The organism is Methanosarcina barkeri 3 (assembly GCF_000970305.1).
In the GTDB taxonomy this organism is placed as follows: domain Archaea; phylum Halobacteriota; class Methanosarcinia; order Methanosarcinales; family Methanosarcinaceae; genus Methanosarcina; species Methanosarcina barkeri_A.
The window spans coordinates 1,706,525-1,722,026 of sequence record NZ_CP009517.1; the positions used below are offsets into that span (position 1 = coordinate 1,706,525).

Sequence of the window (15,502 nt, forward strand, 5' to 3'; positions counted from 1 at the left end):
TTTTGCCTTGCTTTTTGAAGAATTGATTCTGTATGCAAAAGATAGTTTAATTATTTGGCTAAAAACTTTTCACTTTATATAGAATATGTTAGTATTAAATTATGGAGTTCAATATCTCTGAAAAAACCATTGAAATCCAAATGACCAGAGGCTTAATTAAGTTAGCTCTGAAAAGTTTTGAGGTTTACTTAATCCTGTCTCTGGAGTACATCACGGGGTGAAAGGAAATGACAACAAGAGAACACTTAGAAACGGTGTACTCTTGTTGCGTTTCTGCTACTAAATACTGAGGCTTCTAAGACTCATGGAGAGAATAACTATAGCACTATGTCTACAGTTACTGTTCCGAATATTCTGGAGAGAATTCAAATCCAGCTTATAAAACTTACGGTTTAATCTTAATGCAGAAAATGAAATAGCCTTAACAACTTTTCTTTTTTTGAAGAAAATATCCTTATAAAAGGAGTCTTCACAATTTTATCAAGTTATTTATAAATTTCGTAATTTATAATTATATAATATTATATTTACATTTTTAAAGCTGTTACAGAAAATATATATGTATTAATCCCTAATTTATTTTGGTGTTATTATGAAAATCTGTAAGATGTTGATTTTATGCTTTATTATAGGATTGATAGCAGTCCCTACGGTTTCTGCCGAAAAAGGATACGCAGAAAACTCGAAAAATAAAGTTGTTTTAGATTCCGCGGACAAAGATTATATTGTTAGCTCCTGGATAGAAAATTCTTCTGGTACAGAAAATCTCCTTTCTATATTGTTAACTCAGTCCATAAGTCAGGGGCAAACAATAACTAACAATGTAAATGTGGGATCAGGAGTGAATTATCTCGAAGTTGATTTAAACTGGGGAGATACAAGTGATTCCCTGACTCTTAGTGTTTATACACCCTCAGGAAGCAAACTCGGAACTTACAGCGATAACTCTGACGGAAGCGTAAATGGTAGGATACGCATCAATATAGATCCCTCCCAGGGATATGTGCAACAGGGAACCTGGAAGTTCAAGGTATACGGGGAGTCTATTAGTGGAACACAGAGCTATACATTTAATGTTTACCAGCACTAAGCTTGAAAAAAAGCTTATCTTCTGTTTACTATTTTTTCTGTTAACAACAACAGCGCAAGCTACAGAATATATTGTAAGTCCAGCTCCAGGTGATCAAGCCGGAGCTTCAATTAACGGAGAAAAAGTAGTTGAACTTGAAGTCACTCAGATACCTTACTGGCAGTTTCTGCTCTGGCTGGCTGCAATGCATATATTATCAATAATAGATGTAATTCTGTACTTTACAAAGCTCATTTTCGTGGTACTGGGATTCAAAATTGTAGATAAAAAGAAATATACTAGAAAATCCTGATAGGTCCAGTATTTATACGTATATCAGGACTAAACCGGGAGCATATATTGGTGAAATTGTAGAAAAAACCGGCTTAGTCAGGGGAAAAGTAAGGCATCACATAAATATTCTGGAAGTTCAGAATAAAATTGAAGTCCATAAAGACGGCGGAAAAATTAGATATTTCGAAAATAATTCCACTTATGATGAAGAAGAAAGAAAAATTATTTCTGCTCTTCAAAACGTAACAAACCAAAGAATAATTTCAGAAATACAAAATGGAAAATGTAATACAAACTCAGCTCTTGCACATGAAATCGGAGTTTCCAGAGCTACAATTAGCTGGTATATGAGAACTCTTAAAGAAGTGGAACTCATAAATGAAGAAAGAAAAGGAAAAAACATCATTTATAGAGTAAATCCTTCTTATGAAAACTTGATTGAAAAATATGGATAAAATAACCTTGAATCCGGTTTTAAAAATACTGATTATCAAAAAGTTCCTGAAAAAATTCGCTTTAATCTCATTAAGTCCTTTTTTAATTGGGCAAATCTTTTTTCTCCAATCTACTTAATTCTTAAACCCTGAGTCTATATGGTCTCAAGAATAAAAGCTGACTTCATCCGTCTTACGGGGTAAAAAGGCATGGTGACAAAGTTTTAAAATCAGATGGTCTCTTAAAGTCCGATTTTGCCATAGAAAAATACAGTATCTCAAAGAACATATCAGCCATTCTTTTTCAGCAAAAAGCCTGGTTACTAGCTGTAGACTTTAAGTAATTTGCATCAAACTGCTCTATATATAACTTCCGGCCAATCTCTCTAACTGTTTTTTGTAGCTCATTTTAGAGCTGTAAAGATTCTCTGATCTCTGACAGTTAGAGAGATTGGCCGGAAAACTTATAAAGGATTCTCCAAAACTAAATAAGTGGGAATGTTCTACAGGGTTCAGTAGAGTTGAGAGCAATGCTGAACCCTGCATACCCGAAGGCATGAAGTGTATAACTTTATAACTATTTTAAAGTTTGCTTCTTGCCTCTTGAATAAAAGTAAAGAGGTGAATATAAATGATCACAAAGAAATTTGGCACCGGAACATTGTTTTTGACAATGTTCCTAATATGTATGGCTTTTATGCCGGCAGCCAATGCAGAAGAAGCTGTTAATGTAGTGGAGAATGCTAAAGATGGATATGTCGGAATCCTGTCCCCTATATTGTACATAGATATTAGTGGGGATTTAAGTCAGCCCTCAAACACAGATACCTACTACTTTACTGTACCGTCTGGAAAGGGCTGGGACAGAGTATCAGCAGATGTGCTAGTATCCAATATACACACTCTTGATATAAATGGTGATATTAGTATAGAATTAATCAAGCCAGACGGCACAAAGGTAGCTGGCGACACTATATATGGTACTGAGACTCATTTGGATTTCAACTATGATCCCGGTTATGACCTAACAGCAGGTACCTGGAAAATCAAGGTTAAAGGCGTTGACCTAAATGGTACTCCTGGATACGATGGTTCAGCAATTGTTTATAATTGACTGATAGCTAATCAATGAAGGCTTTATAGGGAAGGTTACATTGTACCTTCCTTTGAATTTTTTGGATACCATTTCTTAAAGTGATATATATGAAAATTAAAGTTTATTTTTCAGTGGTGTTTGTTTGTCTAATGTTAACTGCAGGCACCGCAGAAGCAGATACTGTCACAGTGAGCAAAAATGATGAAGCGAATTACACAATAATTCAGGAAGCTATCAATAATGTAAAAGATGGCGATACAATTCTTGTTTACAGTGGGAACTTCACGGAAAATGTGATTGTTAATAAATCCGTGTCCATAAAATCTAACTCTGGCAATCCAGATGATACCATAATTCAGTCTTCCAATCCTGGAGAACATATCTTCAATGTGACTGAGGACGACGTAACTATCAGTGGCTTTAAAATTACTGGTGCCAATAACATTGTTACATCTCCAATCGCTGGAGTGCATCTCGAAGGAGTTAATAACAGCATTATTAGTAACAACAAGTTATCAAACAACATAGTCGGTATAGATCTCCAGAGTTCCGATTATAACATGCTGAACAACAACACTGTTTCTGATAATGAGAGAGGCATTAGTCTTACAAATTCTAATGGCAATGATCTCATCAATAATGATGCTTTTAACAACCGTTTTGGCATCTACTTTTGGGGCTCCAAAAATAATGTTTTGAGTTATAATAATGCAAGTTCGAATGAAGAAGACGGTATCTGGATTGAAGATGGCAGTAATAACAACATACTGAAAAACAATATGGTCTCAAATAGTGATGACGGTATTCTAATTACTGAGTCCAGCAATAACAACACAATGTCAGGTAACAATGTAACTTTGAGCCTCGTTGGAGTTCAAATAACTGATTCCAGCGATAATATGATCAAAAACAATTTCATATCAAACAACAGCCGTACTGGAGTTTCAATAATAAGGAATTCCAGCAATAATACAGTTAAAGATAATTTCCTGTCAAATAACAGTGAAAGTATCGTAACGGAAGGCCCTACCAACCAAATCTACAATAATAAAATTAAGGAAGGCAAAATCCATGATACGAATGCTTCACAGACAGTGTTTATCTGTCCTTTCCTGATAGTTGTTATATTTGGAATAGCATTTATATTCTTGAGAAAAGAGTAGTTTTTGGTGAGAATGTGGGAAGAAAATTAACAAACATATTTATTACTTTTTTAATTTTAGTTTTACTTTCGGGAACCATACTTGTCCGTGATTACCATTTACTTTCTTCTGATTTTTATGAAATTAATAGAACAAATAATTGTCCAGAAAGACTTGTATACAATATCCCGTACTCTGGCTGGCATGATAGTCCAGACAAAACAATTCTCCTGCTCTCAAAATTAAGTGAAGAATCTCTTACGGGCCATACTCAACTAAACGATAGAGAAAATCCCATCTTTCCAATAAAAAGTATCTTAACCCTGCTGGGCACCAGACATTACTCAGCATCTTTTCCTACAGCTCTTGCATTCTCGGATACGATACTCTCTTCCGATTCCGGCATACATTACAATAATACATCAGTTCCGTTTGACATTTCCCAAATAAGAATCGAAAACTCAACCCGGGTCATATCTTCTTTTGGGGAAAGAAAAATCGGAAGCAAAAACGCTGCCGCAGCTTCTCTATTCATAAAAAATGAGATGGAAAACGCAGGTCTGCAAGTCTCTCTTGATAATTTTTCCGTAAGGGTGCGTACAAGGAATTTCAATTACTGGAATGTGAGTGGTACAAACATTGTGGGAGTTAAAGATGGAAATGTCCTTAAGGATGAGATTATTCTTGTAACCGCACACTATGATTCAATAATACTTGTACCTCCTAAATCCGGCCTACGAGGTTTTTTTGATTCCAGGATCAAAAGGCCCTATATCTGGCCGGTCTGGTCCGATACTTACGTTTGCGAATCGGCTAACGGAACCGGAGTGGATGACAATGCAGGTGGAGTTGCCTGCATGCTTGAGCTTGCAAAAACATTGCAGAATGAGTCGTTTAACAGGACAATATATTTCATTGCTTTTTCCGGAGAAGAGTCTAATCTTCTTGGCAGCCAGGCATGGGTTAAAGCCCATCCTGAGCTGAAAGACAACATTGTTGCGGTTATTAACGTGGATTGCGTGGGAAACGAACCTCTTTACGTATGCTATCTCCCCCAATATGCCTGGCTTAAAGATATTTTTGAAAATGAAGCAAAAAATTCAGGGATCAGAATTCAATCTGCACTTATAGAAAGAGGAGATCATGAAATCTTTTGGGAAAACCATATTCCTGCAGTAGTCCTTTGCCACCACAATTACAAAAGTCATGATAATTTCCACGAGTTGAGTGATACGGTTGATAATGTCGATTTTTCGGTTATCAGGAATGCAAGTGCTCTGGCTGCTAGAAGCGTTATTTATCTGGCAGATCCAGATGAGAATCAGGCTCCTCTTGTTAATGTTTCCAATCCGAAAGTTTCAGAAGCCTCATTTGAACTCATCTATAACGTCTCTGACCCCGAGAGTACTGTGGATGTCTTTTTTGACAACCAGAGCCTGGGAAATCTCCGATCAGGCAGGACTTTTTCGCTTCCGGAAGGAGGACATACCATCAAGGTTCTGGCAACCGACCGTTATGGGAACAGAGGCACCGAGAGCATAAATGTAGTAAATGAGGAAAAGCAAAATAGAAGTTCTGAGCCCCCTCATCAGGAAATAGAGAGTTCTGTGAACGAGATAAAATATGTAATTGGTTATCCCGAAAATCCCATGGACTCAAACAGAACTCTTTATTACTATCTGGATGATTTTGGGCCTCTGGATCCCGAAAATCCTTTTGTTCTCACTCCCGGTAGTCACAATTTAAAAATATGGTTTGAAAATGAAAGTGGAACTCTGTTCATGGAGAATAAAACTCCAGATTTTAGAAAATATTCCATGGAACGAGTCCAGGTAGATAACCCATTCATGGATCGTAGAAATCCTCTTGTCTTCATCTCAGGTATACTTGCAATTTTGGCTGCTTTTGCTTTTTATGGGAAGCGGATAAAAAAGAGATTTTCGGGTCCAAAGGTCTCTGAAGCTGAAAAGAAAGAGGGTATATAATATATCGAGTAAGGCACAAAAATCCGTGTTATCTTATTTTTGAATTCTTACTTTATCATCCGACTTTGACAGAAGCATACATATTATAATGTATAAACGGGCTTCAAGCTTCTTTTTTCTTCATCGATTCAAATTTACCTTACGTGTTTATTGATTTTTTGACATCTTTTATTTTTCCCAAAGGCATGTATCAATGCAATTTTTTTGAAGAAAAATACTGTAATAATTAGTAAAACCTGTCAAATTAAGGTTCAAAAATACTGATTATCAAAAAGTTCCTGAAAAAGTCTGCTTCAATCTCATTACATTCTTTTTAATTGGGCAGATCTTTTTTCTCCAATCTACTTATTCTCAAACCCTGAATCTATATAGTTCCAAGAATAAAAGCTAACTTCATCCGTCTTGCGGGGTAAAAAGGCATGATGACAAAGTTTTGAAACCAGATGGTCTCGTAAAGTCCGATTTTGCTATAGAAAAATACAGTATCCCAAAGAACATATCAACTGTTCTTTTTCAACAAAAGTCTGGTTACTAGCTGTAGATTTTAAATAATTTGCATCAAACCGCTCTATATAAAACTTCCGGCCAATCTCTCTAACTGTTTTTTATTAACCCATTTCCGATCTGTAGATATTTTCTTTTATTTGATTGTTTGATAGATTACACATAAAACTTTTAAAGGATTATGAATTTTTAGACAATGAAAGTGTTTTTAGGGTTAAGCAGTGGCTGTTAATTTTGCTTAATCCTGAATGCTTCAAAGGAAAAGCCGGTGACTACAAGATAATTTAGAGTTTGATATGTCTTTACTCCTGTTTGCAGACTATTAATCCTCCGATAGCTGTACTATAGCAATTCAAAAAATAAACAAGTATCTGATATAAGAGAGTGGTTCTCTGGTCTCATTAACTCAGTTTGCAGACACTCTCATACTTGTCTTAGTAGTCCCTGGCTTCATCCTATATCTTACAGTTCAAAAATGAAATCATAAGCGGAATCGCAGTTAGGTGCCTTGTAAAATTCGGTCTTACCATCAAAAAGACTGTATTTTTAAAATAATCTATTAATCCCTTTATTGAGAAAAAAACTTTCGAGTATTGAAGTGCAGGTATAAGTAGTCCACGTTTGATTAATCTAGCTAAGTTTCTAATTAATTTTTTACAAACATACAATAGATTTGCAAATTTTTTTGAAAATTTTATTGTCAAAGACTTTAATCAAAAGAATGAGACTTTAATCATTACAGGTTTAGAAGCAAACGAATTCAAGTTTGAGATTCCCAAAAATACAGTGGTGGTCAGGTTATGAAGATTGACAATATCGTAAAACAAGAATTATGGCGTTCAACTGCAGTTTATTTCGTTTTTCTTCTTTTTTTTATTTATTTATATAAAAAAGGATATCTTTCTGTAGAACCCCAGATTGTTTTTATTTTACCCCTAATTTTTACAGCAATCCATTTCTCACTCTTGGTATGGTATAGAGAAAAAGAACAATTATTGAACCCATCAATTTCTTTAATAATAGGTCATATTTTTGAATCCGAATCTCATGAAGAAAAAACTAAAAAGCCTTATGAAAATGAAGAAACAAGCATCTCTTTCTCTATTAAAAAAAATCTACGTCTTCTGATTCTTATAATACTACTGTATATCACTTACCTCTACGCTTCCTTGGTTTACAACATAGATCAGATATTCTGGATTTTGTTTTTATTATTTATGGGGTTCGTACTATCAAAGATTATATATGATGAAAGCACGGAAGCAGGTCAAAAAGATCCTGTAAGATTGCTGATTTTCTATGTAATCGCATGTGTTTTCATTTTTGTACGTTACCTCATACTTGATTATCCGATTCTTCCTATTTTAAAAGGAAGTATAATTCTTGGAGTACTACTGGTACTTCTGGTTTTGGGAATAAAATGGTCACAACGTAAACAAAATTCGGGTAACTGAATTTTCTGTTATCGGTATACACAGATTTGTGAAATAAAGATACTTATTGGGATTTTATGAAATTCTCTTGATATTGGATTCTCCAACTACCAATTTATTAAGATTTATGATTTGTAACTATTCAGCTCATCAAAACGTGCCTATTGCTAGTGATTCTAGTGAAATAGTGGAATCCAAAAATAATAGACGGAAAAGGAAGAAACACAGTCAATCAACAACAATATAAGAAAACCGATTTACAGAAATTTGTCAATTAAATTAAAATAAAAATGGCTATTAATTCTGTTTTACATAGTCTGAATAGTTACTATGATTTTACAGAAAAATTGGCACACTAACATAGAAATAATGTGCTGAAGATCTGTAAAATCACAGTATCAATCATAGCATTAATCACACTATCGATAGTTCTTCTATAGAAAAGTAGAGTATATAAAAGGCAAATAATGAGAAACTAAGCATAGAAATATCTCTATTGAAATAATGAGAATAGACACTATAAAGAAAGAAAAAACAGCGAAATCAAAAAAGTAATACGAAAGTGTTTAAAGCCCGCCCGCAGGCGGGAACTTGAAAATTACTCTGCCGGAGCTTCTGCTGGAGCTTCTTCTGCAGCTTCGAGGCCAAGAAGAGCTTTTATGGATTTGCTTCCGTACTCAACGACTTTTGCATTGATCTGAACGATGTCAGGGGCGATTTCCTTGCCGCGGACCATCTTTCTCCTGCGCTGTCCTGGAAGTTTAGGGACATAGCCCACACCTACTGCCATCAGAATCCTCTGTCTTCTGGGACCTGGAAGGTCGGGTTTCATAACAAAACCGCTACCGTCACACCCACCTGTGATCTTGACTTTGTAGCCGGCCAGGCCGAAAATTGAACCGTCTACAACGTTGCCTATTGACTTTCCAATTAATGCATTTGCTTCAGCGTCTTTTAAATCGATCTGGTAAGCACGCCCGTCTTTAGGGTCAGAAACTACAACTTTGAAGTTAGCCATGTGAAATCCTCCAATATAAGATTTATTTTAAATAATTTCTTTGCCTTGCCTTTCCATCCGAACCTTACTCGGATGTTCCGGAATTTTTACCTGAACCTTTCGTGCATTCTGAACATAATTTCTGAATATAATTATGCACTTATAAGCATTATTTTGCCCAGAAAGGGTTATCTTTTCTTTTCAGGGAAAGAAAGATCTCAAGAGTTTCCTTTTCATCGGTTGAAAGGGAATCATATATCTCGTGCTCAAGAACTTTAGCATGCCTCTCAGGCACATTGATATAGAGCACGTCTTCCTCTTTGATCTGCCTGCCTACGGTTGCACCTTCAATTGCCATTGCAACCTCTTTGCCTACTCCTGCAGAAGGAATATTATCTCCTTCGATCTGCAGGCCCTTGATCTTGCCTACAACGTTTCCGTTCTCAAGCATCACATCGGCATTTGTCCTCACGACTCCGCCAAGCACTCTTACGCCGACAACTGCAGGTTTACTCTGGCGGAATATGCAGCCAGGAAGGATTTTGAATTTTCCCGGACGGATTATTGTTTCGAAAATCTTCTTTTCAGCCTGTTCCTGCTGTTCTTTTACATATTTCTGGTAATCTTCAACCAGACGGTAAATCACGTCACTCGTGAATACCTTCACAGTGCTTTCCTGCAGGAAATCTCTGGCGTCAGGGTGAACTTTGACATTGAAACCTATAATCACCGAATAGAGCGGGTCTTCAACCGTCGAAGCCTCAATTGCGTCCCGGTGTGAGATATCTCCTACCTCGGCTTTCCTGATAGGCACCTCATCTTTCTGGAACTCATGGACAAGGGCCTCGAGAGATCCAAGAGTGTCGGCTTTGATCATGATCCCGACCGAACCGGTATCAATCCTGACCTCATCTATCTCGGATTTTACCTGAGCTACAATCTCATCAAGAGTTTCTTCGGTAGCAACCCTTATTGGAGATCCTGCAAGCGCACCTTCGAGGCCAGGAGCCGAAATCTTTACACCAGCAGCAGCAGTAACCTTATTTACCTGCTTGAACTTGCTCTCGTAACGAATCTCGGAAAGTTCCCTGGGTTTTAAGAGAGCCCGTACCTTTGTCTGGATTGGTTCTCCCAGGCTTCCGATAACAACAGTATCGCCCTTTTTTAAAGTGCCGTCATAGAGAATAATGTCCAGGGTCGCACCAAGGCCTTTTTCTTCCTTAACCTCAAGGACAGTACCAACTCCGGGACCTTCGGCACTGTACTGCAGATTTACTTCAAGGAATTTCTGAGCCAGACCAAGAAGTACCATCAGAACATCAGGGATTCCTTCGCCTGTCACAGCACTTACAGGCACTACACCCAGGGTTTTCTGGAAGTTCGTAACCCTGTCATACCTTTCAGCTGCAAAGCCCTGGTTGTATAACTCGCCGATGACTTCGTAGAGTTTTGTCTCAAGGCGGGACTGAACGTCTTCGGACTGTTTTTTGAAAGTAGCCGCAAAAGGCAGGTCTTTTTGCGAAACCCAGCCGTTAATCCTGTCAATCTTATTCGCAACAACAACAAAAGGAGTTTTGAACCGCTTTAAGATCTGCAGACTTTCGTAGGTCTGGGGCTTGAAGCCTTCGTTTATGTCCACTACAACGATTGCAAGATCGGCAAGAGCGCCTCCCCTGCTCCTGAGAGTTGTAAAAGCATGATGTCCAGGCGTATCAATAAAGAGCAGTCCTGGAACTATAAACCTATCCCGAAGCCTTGGGTCTCCAAGCTTGTTGATAATTACATCTATTGGGACTTCAGTTGCCCCGATATGCTGGGTGATGGCACCGGCTTCTCCACTGACAATTGCAGTACCTCTGATCTTGTCAAGTAAAGTTGTTTTCCCGTGGTCGACGTGCCCCATCACGCAGACTATAGGAGTCCTCAAATTTTTCTTGTCGGCCATATGCAAAACCTCTCTCATTCCCGCGTCTTATTTGCTGCAGGTCCAGAAGGGTCCGGGTTTACCCTGACGGACCCACATTGCAGGTACCGGTAAACAAAGGCCTGGAATCGTGCCCTGAGGTTCCAGAAACACGAAAAGGCTTTGATATACCTGCTTTATTCGTACAGACAGACCTCGTCGATCCTGGAATAGTTCCCGATTTCGGAGTCCTTAAAGTGAATTGCAATTTCCCTTGCTGCAGCTTCTGGGGAATCGGAGGCATGAATTACATTTCTGCCTACATCCAGAGCAAAGTCCCCACGGATTGTTCCGGGAGCCGCATCTACAGGATTTGTAGCCCCGTTTATAGCCCTCATAACCCGAATTGCATCTTTTCCTGCAACTACCATTGAAACTGAAGGGCCAGACGTAATGAATCCGACAAGGCCTGGGAAGAAAGGCTTGGCTGCATGTTCACTGTAATGCTCTTTTGCAGTGGCTTCACTGATAACATTCATCCTGAGGGCAACGAGCTTCAGACCTCGCTTCTCGATTCTGGAAATTATCTCTCCTACCAGCCCACGCTGGACTCCGTCAGGCTTTACCATAACGTATGTCTGTTCCATATGCACACCTTAATAATTCGAACAAATAAACTGACAATTCTACTCTTATGCTTTCTTCAACTGGATTTTGCCTTTCTCAGTCCATTCGGTACGCCTTGGAAGCCTACCCAGATTGAAGTTGTTCATGCACTTGGAAGAGTGCATGTAATAGGTAGAACCGTCTTTCTTGACATAGAGCTTACCGGTTCCGGGCTCCAGCATCTTCCCGCAGAAATAGCATTTTCTCTGTTCCATTATCTCACCGCTTTTTTATCTGGTGGTCAGTTTCTTCGCTTCTCTTGAGGTCTCAAGAAGCATCAGGATGTCGCCTACACGGACCGGGCCCACGCAGTTTCTTGTAATAACACGGCCCTTATCCCTGCCTTCCAGAACCCTACACTGGATCTGGCTGGCTTCACCATGCATACCTGTATTCCCGATAACGTCAATAACTTCAGCAGCAAAGCCGCCGGTTGTGCTTTCATCAGCCATAACTAGCACCTCATGTTATCAGGATTATTTAAGGGCTTCAAGCTTCTGGGCAATGTCCTGGATCATTTCAGCTGCTTTTCCTGCATCTACGATTGCGACAGTTGCGCAGGACACACCAAGCCCACTGGCTGCACCGAGTTCCTTCTGGTTTTTAATGAAGATATAAGGTGCTTTCTTTTCATCGGAAAGGGGAGCAATGTGAGCAACAATCTCGGCAGGCTCGATATCCTCAGCGATAAGGACAAGCTTTGCATTGCCTCTTTCGATTGCTTTTGTGGCTTCATTGGTGCCCTTTTTAATCTTTCCAGTATCTCTGGCAAGCTCCAGAGCTTCAAGTGCTTTGTTTGTAAGTTCTTCTGGAACATCGAATTTAGCTAATTGTGCCATATAAGATTCTCCTTCGAAATTGCGAGTATCGCAATTTTTCATCAATCATAGGTTTTTTAAACACATATCTGTCAACATTGAAATCAAATATTAAATCGAAACTATTAGACTTCAATGCGGAGAGTGAATGAGTTGAAATATAGATACTGCTAGCTAAATGCTGCAGATCGAACCTTAGAAGTACATGATCACCTATAAACTTTCTGCTTGAAAACGTGAGTCATAAACCAAAAGCAGAAGTAAAGTAATAAGAAATTCTTATATATAAGGCTATTTTCAATTCCAGGATAAAAACGAATTAATACGTCATGGTTATAAGGAATGTAAGAAATTTTGCTTTTATGGACACAATTTACTATGAAGCTCATAAAAATCTTTATATTAACCTTACAAACCGCTGCAGTTCAGACTGTGTCTTTTGCATCCGTAATTTTGCAGACGGAGTTTATGGATATGACCTGAGGCTTTCAAGAGAACCGACAACAGAGGAAGTTATCGAAGCACTTGAAGAGCTAAACCTTTCAAAATACAGGGAAATCGTATTCACAGGCCTTGGAGAGCCAACCCTAAGGTTCGACGTGGTGCTTGCAGTAACACGCTGGCTGAAGAGCCGGAATATTCGAGTCAGGTTAGATACCAACGGACAGGCAGCATTGATAAATCCGGGAAGAGATGTGGTCTTAGAACTAAAAGCCGCAGGAATAGACTCTATTTCCGTGAGCCTGAATGCCGAGTCCGAAGAAAAATACAATAAGCTCTGCAGACCGACTCATGAAAATGCTTATTCTGCAGTACTTGATTTCGTTAAGGAAGCAAGGAAGGCAGGAATCAGTATAAGGGTTACAGTAGTTAATGTGCCCGAAATTGACCTGGAAAAATGTAAAAAGCTTGCAGATGAGCTTGGTTCGGGCTTCCACATAAGGACTTTGTCCGAAGCTGCAAGTAAAGAAATCTGAAAGCTGCTAAAAGTAAGATATTTAATAAATATTCAGCAGTATGTGTTTTCTACAATATGAGTACTTTTAGTAAAATGAATAAGTAAAAGAAATAAAAAGTTAGAATATGAGTGTAGAAAAGAAAACACTATAATGGGTGAATTATGTTTCTTATTGAGTAAATTATGTTTCTTATTGAGTAAATTATGTTTCTTGTTGAGTAAATTATGTTTCTTATTGAGTAAATTATGTTTCTTATTGAGTAAATTATGTTTCTACTGATAAATTATACTTCTATTTGATTTATATAAAAAAAGATGATAATATATTTATATTAAAAGATTTTATGACTCTGTTCCAAAATCTAATGATTTTTGCATTTCTTGATTGAAAATCTGAATTAGCAAGGAGAGTTCGACTTTCATCAAAATCAATATTCAACATCTGAAGACTTTAACCCAGAAATATAGTCATGAGGATTATGACTAACTATAAAATCCAGTGATTTTGAACTTTACATTACATCACTGGATTTTGGAACAGAGTCATTATTACTGCAAAATATTATGATATCAGTTCCTGAATGTGGTAATTTACTGCAAAACACTATGATATAAGTTCCTTAGTATGGTAATCTTCTCTGAATATTAGAAAACTGGAAGTTTACGCCTCCATATCCATATATCTGAAATCTCATGGTTCTGGATATCCTGGTGATTTTCAGGCCTGTGTTTTTTCATCATCAAGGTTTTCAAAGTCTTCCAGGTCTTCTTCTTTCTCGACTCCTTTTTTAAATTTTCGATTATTCAGGTAGATAGCTACTGTAAAAACTGCCAGTAAAAGAAATATGGGATATTTAAAGAAATTAAGAAGTCCCGAAAGCCTTGATGAACTCTCTACAGAGGCTGAACTCTCTATAGCCGGATCGTTTTCACTTTTTATATCATCTGATACTTCACCTGAGGAAGCTGAAGCAGTCTCAACTACGTTTTCAATACCTCCCGTTACTACTATTCCTTCTTTTAAAGGCAGTCCGAGTCCTTCTCCTGAAAGGAAATACTCATTTCCAAAGAGCCGTGCAAAAACTGAAGAATTTCGCTCAAAAAGATATGCTGCTCCGTCATCACTCGCTGCAGCAAGGGTTGAGCTATCGAGAGAAACAGACAAACTATTAATGTTTCCTCCGCAACTGTAGTTCCAGAACTCATTCCCATCCAGATCCAGCACGTAAAGCGTATCGTCCCAGCTTCCGGCTGCAATGAATGATGCATCCGGTGAAATTGCAATGCTGTATATGTCTTCTTTTGCCTTGTAGTCCCAGAGTTTTGTACCTGTATTGTTAAACAGGTAGATTTTATCATCAAAACTTCCTGCTGCTAGATAGGAGCCGTTATTTGTCAGGGAAACACTGCTAATCCAGTAAGCAGGATTGTGTATCCAGGAAAAATCACCTTTCTGGTTAAGGAGATAGACATTATAATTGGAACCTCCTGCAGCCACATAATTGGCCTGTGGAGTGATGCACACACAATTAATTACACTGCCTGTCTTTCGTTTCCAGATATTATTTCCTTCTTTATCAAAGAGGTAAATGTAATAACTGGAACCTCCGGCTGCAACGTAAGTACCGTCTATGGAGAGAGCTATACTGCGGACGGAATTTTCTGAATCAAAACTCCATAATAACCTGCCTTCATTATTAAAAAAGTAAATCTTACCGTCTTCACTGCCTGCTGCCACATATGAACCATCGGAAGAGACCACAACGCAATTCACGCTACCCCCAGTTTCGTAACTCCAGAGTAATTTTCCTTCCCTGTTAAAAAAGTATACTTTTTTATCGTTACTTCCTGCAGCTACACGAGACCCATCTGGAGAGATCGATACGGTGTAAACAATATCTCCAGTAGTATAATTCCAGAGTTCCTTCCCCCCGGAACTAAAAAGAGAAACATTATGATTAAAGTCCCCAATTGCAATATAACCCCCACTGGAAGAAAGAGAAACCGTGTTAATTATACATCCTGTTTCGCATTTGCAGAGCAGGTCAAAAGCTCTGAGTTCCGAAAGATTTACGTCCCCACTGTTGTCCGGAGTAACAGAGTCTGCAGCTCCCGAATCTGCAAACAGGCCGAAGAGCAGACCCAGTGCTATAAGTAACCATATTCCCGCTGACTGTCTCATAATAAATGTAGTTTAGGAGTT

The 15,502-nt window shown here is 38.2% G+C and carries 15 protein-coding genes; 8 read left to right on the forward strand and 7 right to left on the reverse strand.

Features of this window, described 5'->3' with window-relative positions:
- Nucleotides 1-592 precede the first annotated feature (592 nt).
- From MSBR3_RS06815 to MSBR3_RS06845, 7 genes are all read left to right on the forward strand, one after another.
- Nucleotides 593-1,090: a pre-peptidase C-terminal domain-containing protein gene (locus MSBR3_RS06815; protein ID WP_048107256.1), complete on the forward strand. Its 498-nt coding sequence runs from the start codon at nucleotides 593-595 to the stop codon at nucleotides 1,088-1,090.
- Complete coding sequence (locus MSBR3_RS20960) at nucleotides 1,074-1,382, forward strand: hypothetical protein (protein ID WP_230627927.1); 309 nt, start codon at nucleotides 1,074-1,076, stop codon at nucleotides 1,380-1,382. Before MSBR3_RS06815 ends, MSBR3_RS20960 begins: the two co-directional genes overlap by 17 nt.
- Nucleotides 1,383-1,437: 55 nt before the next feature.
- Nucleotides 1,438-1,818, forward strand: a complete 381-nt coding sequence (locus tag MSBR3_RS21825; protein ID WP_463605549.1) for a winged helix-turn-helix transcriptional regulator — start codon at nucleotides 1,438-1,440, stop codon at nucleotides 1,816-1,818.
- A 667-nt stretch (nucleotides 1,819-2,485) separates the two neighbouring features.
- Nucleotides 2,486-2,911 (forward strand): hypothetical protein, encoded by a 426-nt coding sequence (locus MSBR3_RS06825; RefSeq protein WP_155396747.1) that lies wholly within the window; start codon nucleotides 2,486-2,488, stop codon nucleotides 2,909-2,911.
- An 89-nt stretch (nucleotides 2,912-3,000) separates the two neighbouring features.
- A complete protein-coding gene (locus tag MSBR3_RS06830) occupies nucleotides 3,001-4,056 on the forward strand; it encodes a right-handed parallel beta-helix repeat-containing protein (RefSeq protein ID WP_080942235.1) in 1,056 nt (351 codons plus the stop codon).
- 14 nt (nucleotides 4,057-4,070) lie between these two features.
- On the forward strand, nucleotides 4,071-6,020 hold the full coding sequence (locus tag MSBR3_RS06835; protein ID WP_048107258.1) for a M28 family metallopeptidase: 1,950 nt from the start codon (nucleotides 4,071-4,073) through the stop codon (nucleotides 6,018-6,020).
- A gap of 1,304 nt (nucleotides 6,021-7,324) precedes the next feature.
- The gene (locus MSBR3_RS06845) at nucleotides 7,325-7,978 is read left to right on the forward strand and encodes a hypothetical protein (RefSeq protein ID WP_048107260.1); all 654 of its coding nucleotides are present in this window, start codon (nucleotides 7,325-7,327) and stop codon (nucleotides 7,976-7,978) included.
- Between the two features lie 577 nt (nucleotides 7,979-8,555).
- Here the strand turns inward: MSBR3_RS06845 and MSBR3_RS06850 are convergent.
- The 6 genes from MSBR3_RS06850 to rpl7ae all read right to left on the reverse strand — a co-directional run bounded on the left by MSBR3_RS06850 (nucleotide 8,556) and on the right by rpl7ae (nucleotide 12,362).
- A complete protein-coding gene (locus tag MSBR3_RS06850) occupies nucleotides 8,556-8,975 on the reverse strand; it encodes a 30S ribosomal protein S6e (RefSeq protein WP_048107261.1) in 420 nt (139 codons plus the stop codon).
- A gap of 148 nt (nucleotides 8,976-9,123) precedes the next feature.
- A complete protein-coding gene (gene infB / locus MSBR3_RS06855) occupies nucleotides 9,124-10,899 on the reverse strand; it encodes a translation initiation factor IF-2 (RefSeq protein ID WP_048107262.1) in 1,776 nt (591 codons plus the stop codon).
- Nucleotides 10,900-11,054: 155 nt separating this feature from the next.
- A complete protein-coding gene (gene ndk / locus MSBR3_RS06860; RefSeq protein ID WP_048107263.1) occupies nucleotides 11,055-11,504 on the reverse strand; it encodes a nucleoside-diphosphate kinase in 450 nt (149 codons plus the stop codon).
- Nucleotides 11,505-11,549: 45 nt separating this feature from the next.
- A complete protein-coding gene (locus tag MSBR3_RS06865; protein WP_048107264.1) occupies nucleotides 11,550-11,738 on the reverse strand; it encodes a 50S ribosomal protein L24e in 189 nt (62 codons plus the stop codon).
- Between the two features lie 15 nt (nucleotides 11,739-11,753).
- Complete coding sequence (locus MSBR3_RS06870; protein ID WP_048107265.1) at nucleotides 11,754-11,975, reverse strand: 30S ribosomal protein S28e; 222 nt, start codon at nucleotides 11,973-11,975, stop codon at nucleotides 11,754-11,756.
- A 24-nt stretch (nucleotides 11,976-11,999) separates the two neighbouring features.
- Nucleotides 12,000-12,362 (reverse strand): 50S ribosomal protein L7Ae, encoded by a 363-nt coding sequence (rpl7ae, locus tag MSBR3_RS06875; protein ID WP_048107266.1) that lies wholly within the window; start codon nucleotides 12,360-12,362, stop codon nucleotides 12,000-12,002.
- A gap of 308 nt (nucleotides 12,363-12,670) precedes the next feature.
- Here rpl7ae and MSBR3_RS06880 point away from each other — a divergent pair, with 308 nt between their 5' ends.
- Nucleotides 12,671-13,318 (forward strand): TatD family nuclease-associated radical SAM protein, encoded by a 648-nt coding sequence (locus tag MSBR3_RS06880; protein ID WP_048107267.1) that lies wholly within the window; start codon nucleotides 12,671-12,673, stop codon nucleotides 13,316-13,318.
- Between the two features lie 699 nt (nucleotides 13,319-14,017).
- On the opposite strand, the gene MSBR3_RS06885 is transcribed toward MSBR3_RS06880, so the two are convergent.
- Complete coding sequence (locus MSBR3_RS06885; protein WP_048107268.1) at nucleotides 14,018-15,481, reverse strand: WD40 repeat domain-containing protein; 1,464 nt, start codon at nucleotides 15,479-15,481, stop codon at nucleotides 14,018-14,020.
- Between the last annotated feature and the right edge of the window lie 21 nt (nucleotides 15,482-15,502).

What these genes read in the sequence shown, in the direction of transcription:
- MSBR3_RS20960 (WP_230627927.1), top strand. Translation starts at nt 1,074, where the DNA reads ATGTTTACCAGCACTAAGCTTGAAAAAAAGCTTATCTTCTGTTTACTA.
- MSBR3_RS06865 (WP_048107264.1), bottom strand. Translation starts at nt 11,738, where the DNA reads ATGGAACAGAGAAAATGCTATTTCTGCGGGAAGATGCTGGAGCCCGGA.
- MSBR3_RS06870 (WP_048107265.1), bottom strand. Translation starts at nt 11,975, where the DNA reads ATGGCTGATGAAAGCACAACCGGCGGCTTTGCTGCTGAAGTTATTGAC.
- rpl7ae (WP_048107266.1), bottom strand. Translation starts at nt 12,362, where the DNA reads ATGGCACAATTAGCTAAATTCGATGTTCCAGAAGAACTTACAAACAAA.
- infB (WP_048107262.1), bottom strand. Translation starts at nt 10,899, where the DNA reads ATGGCCGACAAGAAAAATTTGAGGACTCCTATAGTCTGCGTGATGGGG.
- MSBR3_RS06885 (WP_048107268.1), bottom strand. Translation starts at nt 15,481, where the DNA reads ATGAGACAGTCAGCGGGAATATGGTTACTTATAGCACTGGGTCTGCTC.
- MSBR3_RS06815 (WP_048107256.1), top strand. Translation starts at nt 593, where the DNA reads ATGAAAATCTGTAAGATGTTGATTTTATGCTTTATTATAGGATTGATA.
- MSBR3_RS06845 (WP_048107260.1), top strand. Translation starts at nt 7,325, where the DNA reads ATGAAGATTGACAATATCGTAAAACAAGAATTATGGCGTTCAACTGCA.
- ndk (WP_048107263.1), bottom strand. Translation starts at nt 11,504, where the DNA reads ATGGAACAGACATACGTTATGGTAAAGCCTGACGGAGTCCAGCGTGGG.
- MSBR3_RS06830 (WP_080942235.1), top strand. Translation starts at nt 3,001, where the DNA reads ATGAAAATTAAAGTTTATTTTTCAGTGGTGTTTGTTTGTCTAATGTTA.
- MSBR3_RS06825 (WP_155396747.1), top strand. Translation starts at nt 2,486, where the DNA reads ATGGCTTTTATGCCGGCAGCCAATGCAGAAGAAGCTGTTAATGTAGTG.
- MSBR3_RS06880 (WP_048107267.1), top strand. Translation starts at nt 12,671, where the DNA reads ATGGTTATAAGGAATGTAAGAAATTTTGCTTTTATGGACACAATTTAC.
- MSBR3_RS06850 (WP_048107261.1), bottom strand. Translation starts at nt 8,975, where the DNA reads ATGGCTAACTTCAAAGTTGTAGTTTCTGACCCTAAAGACGGGCGTGCT.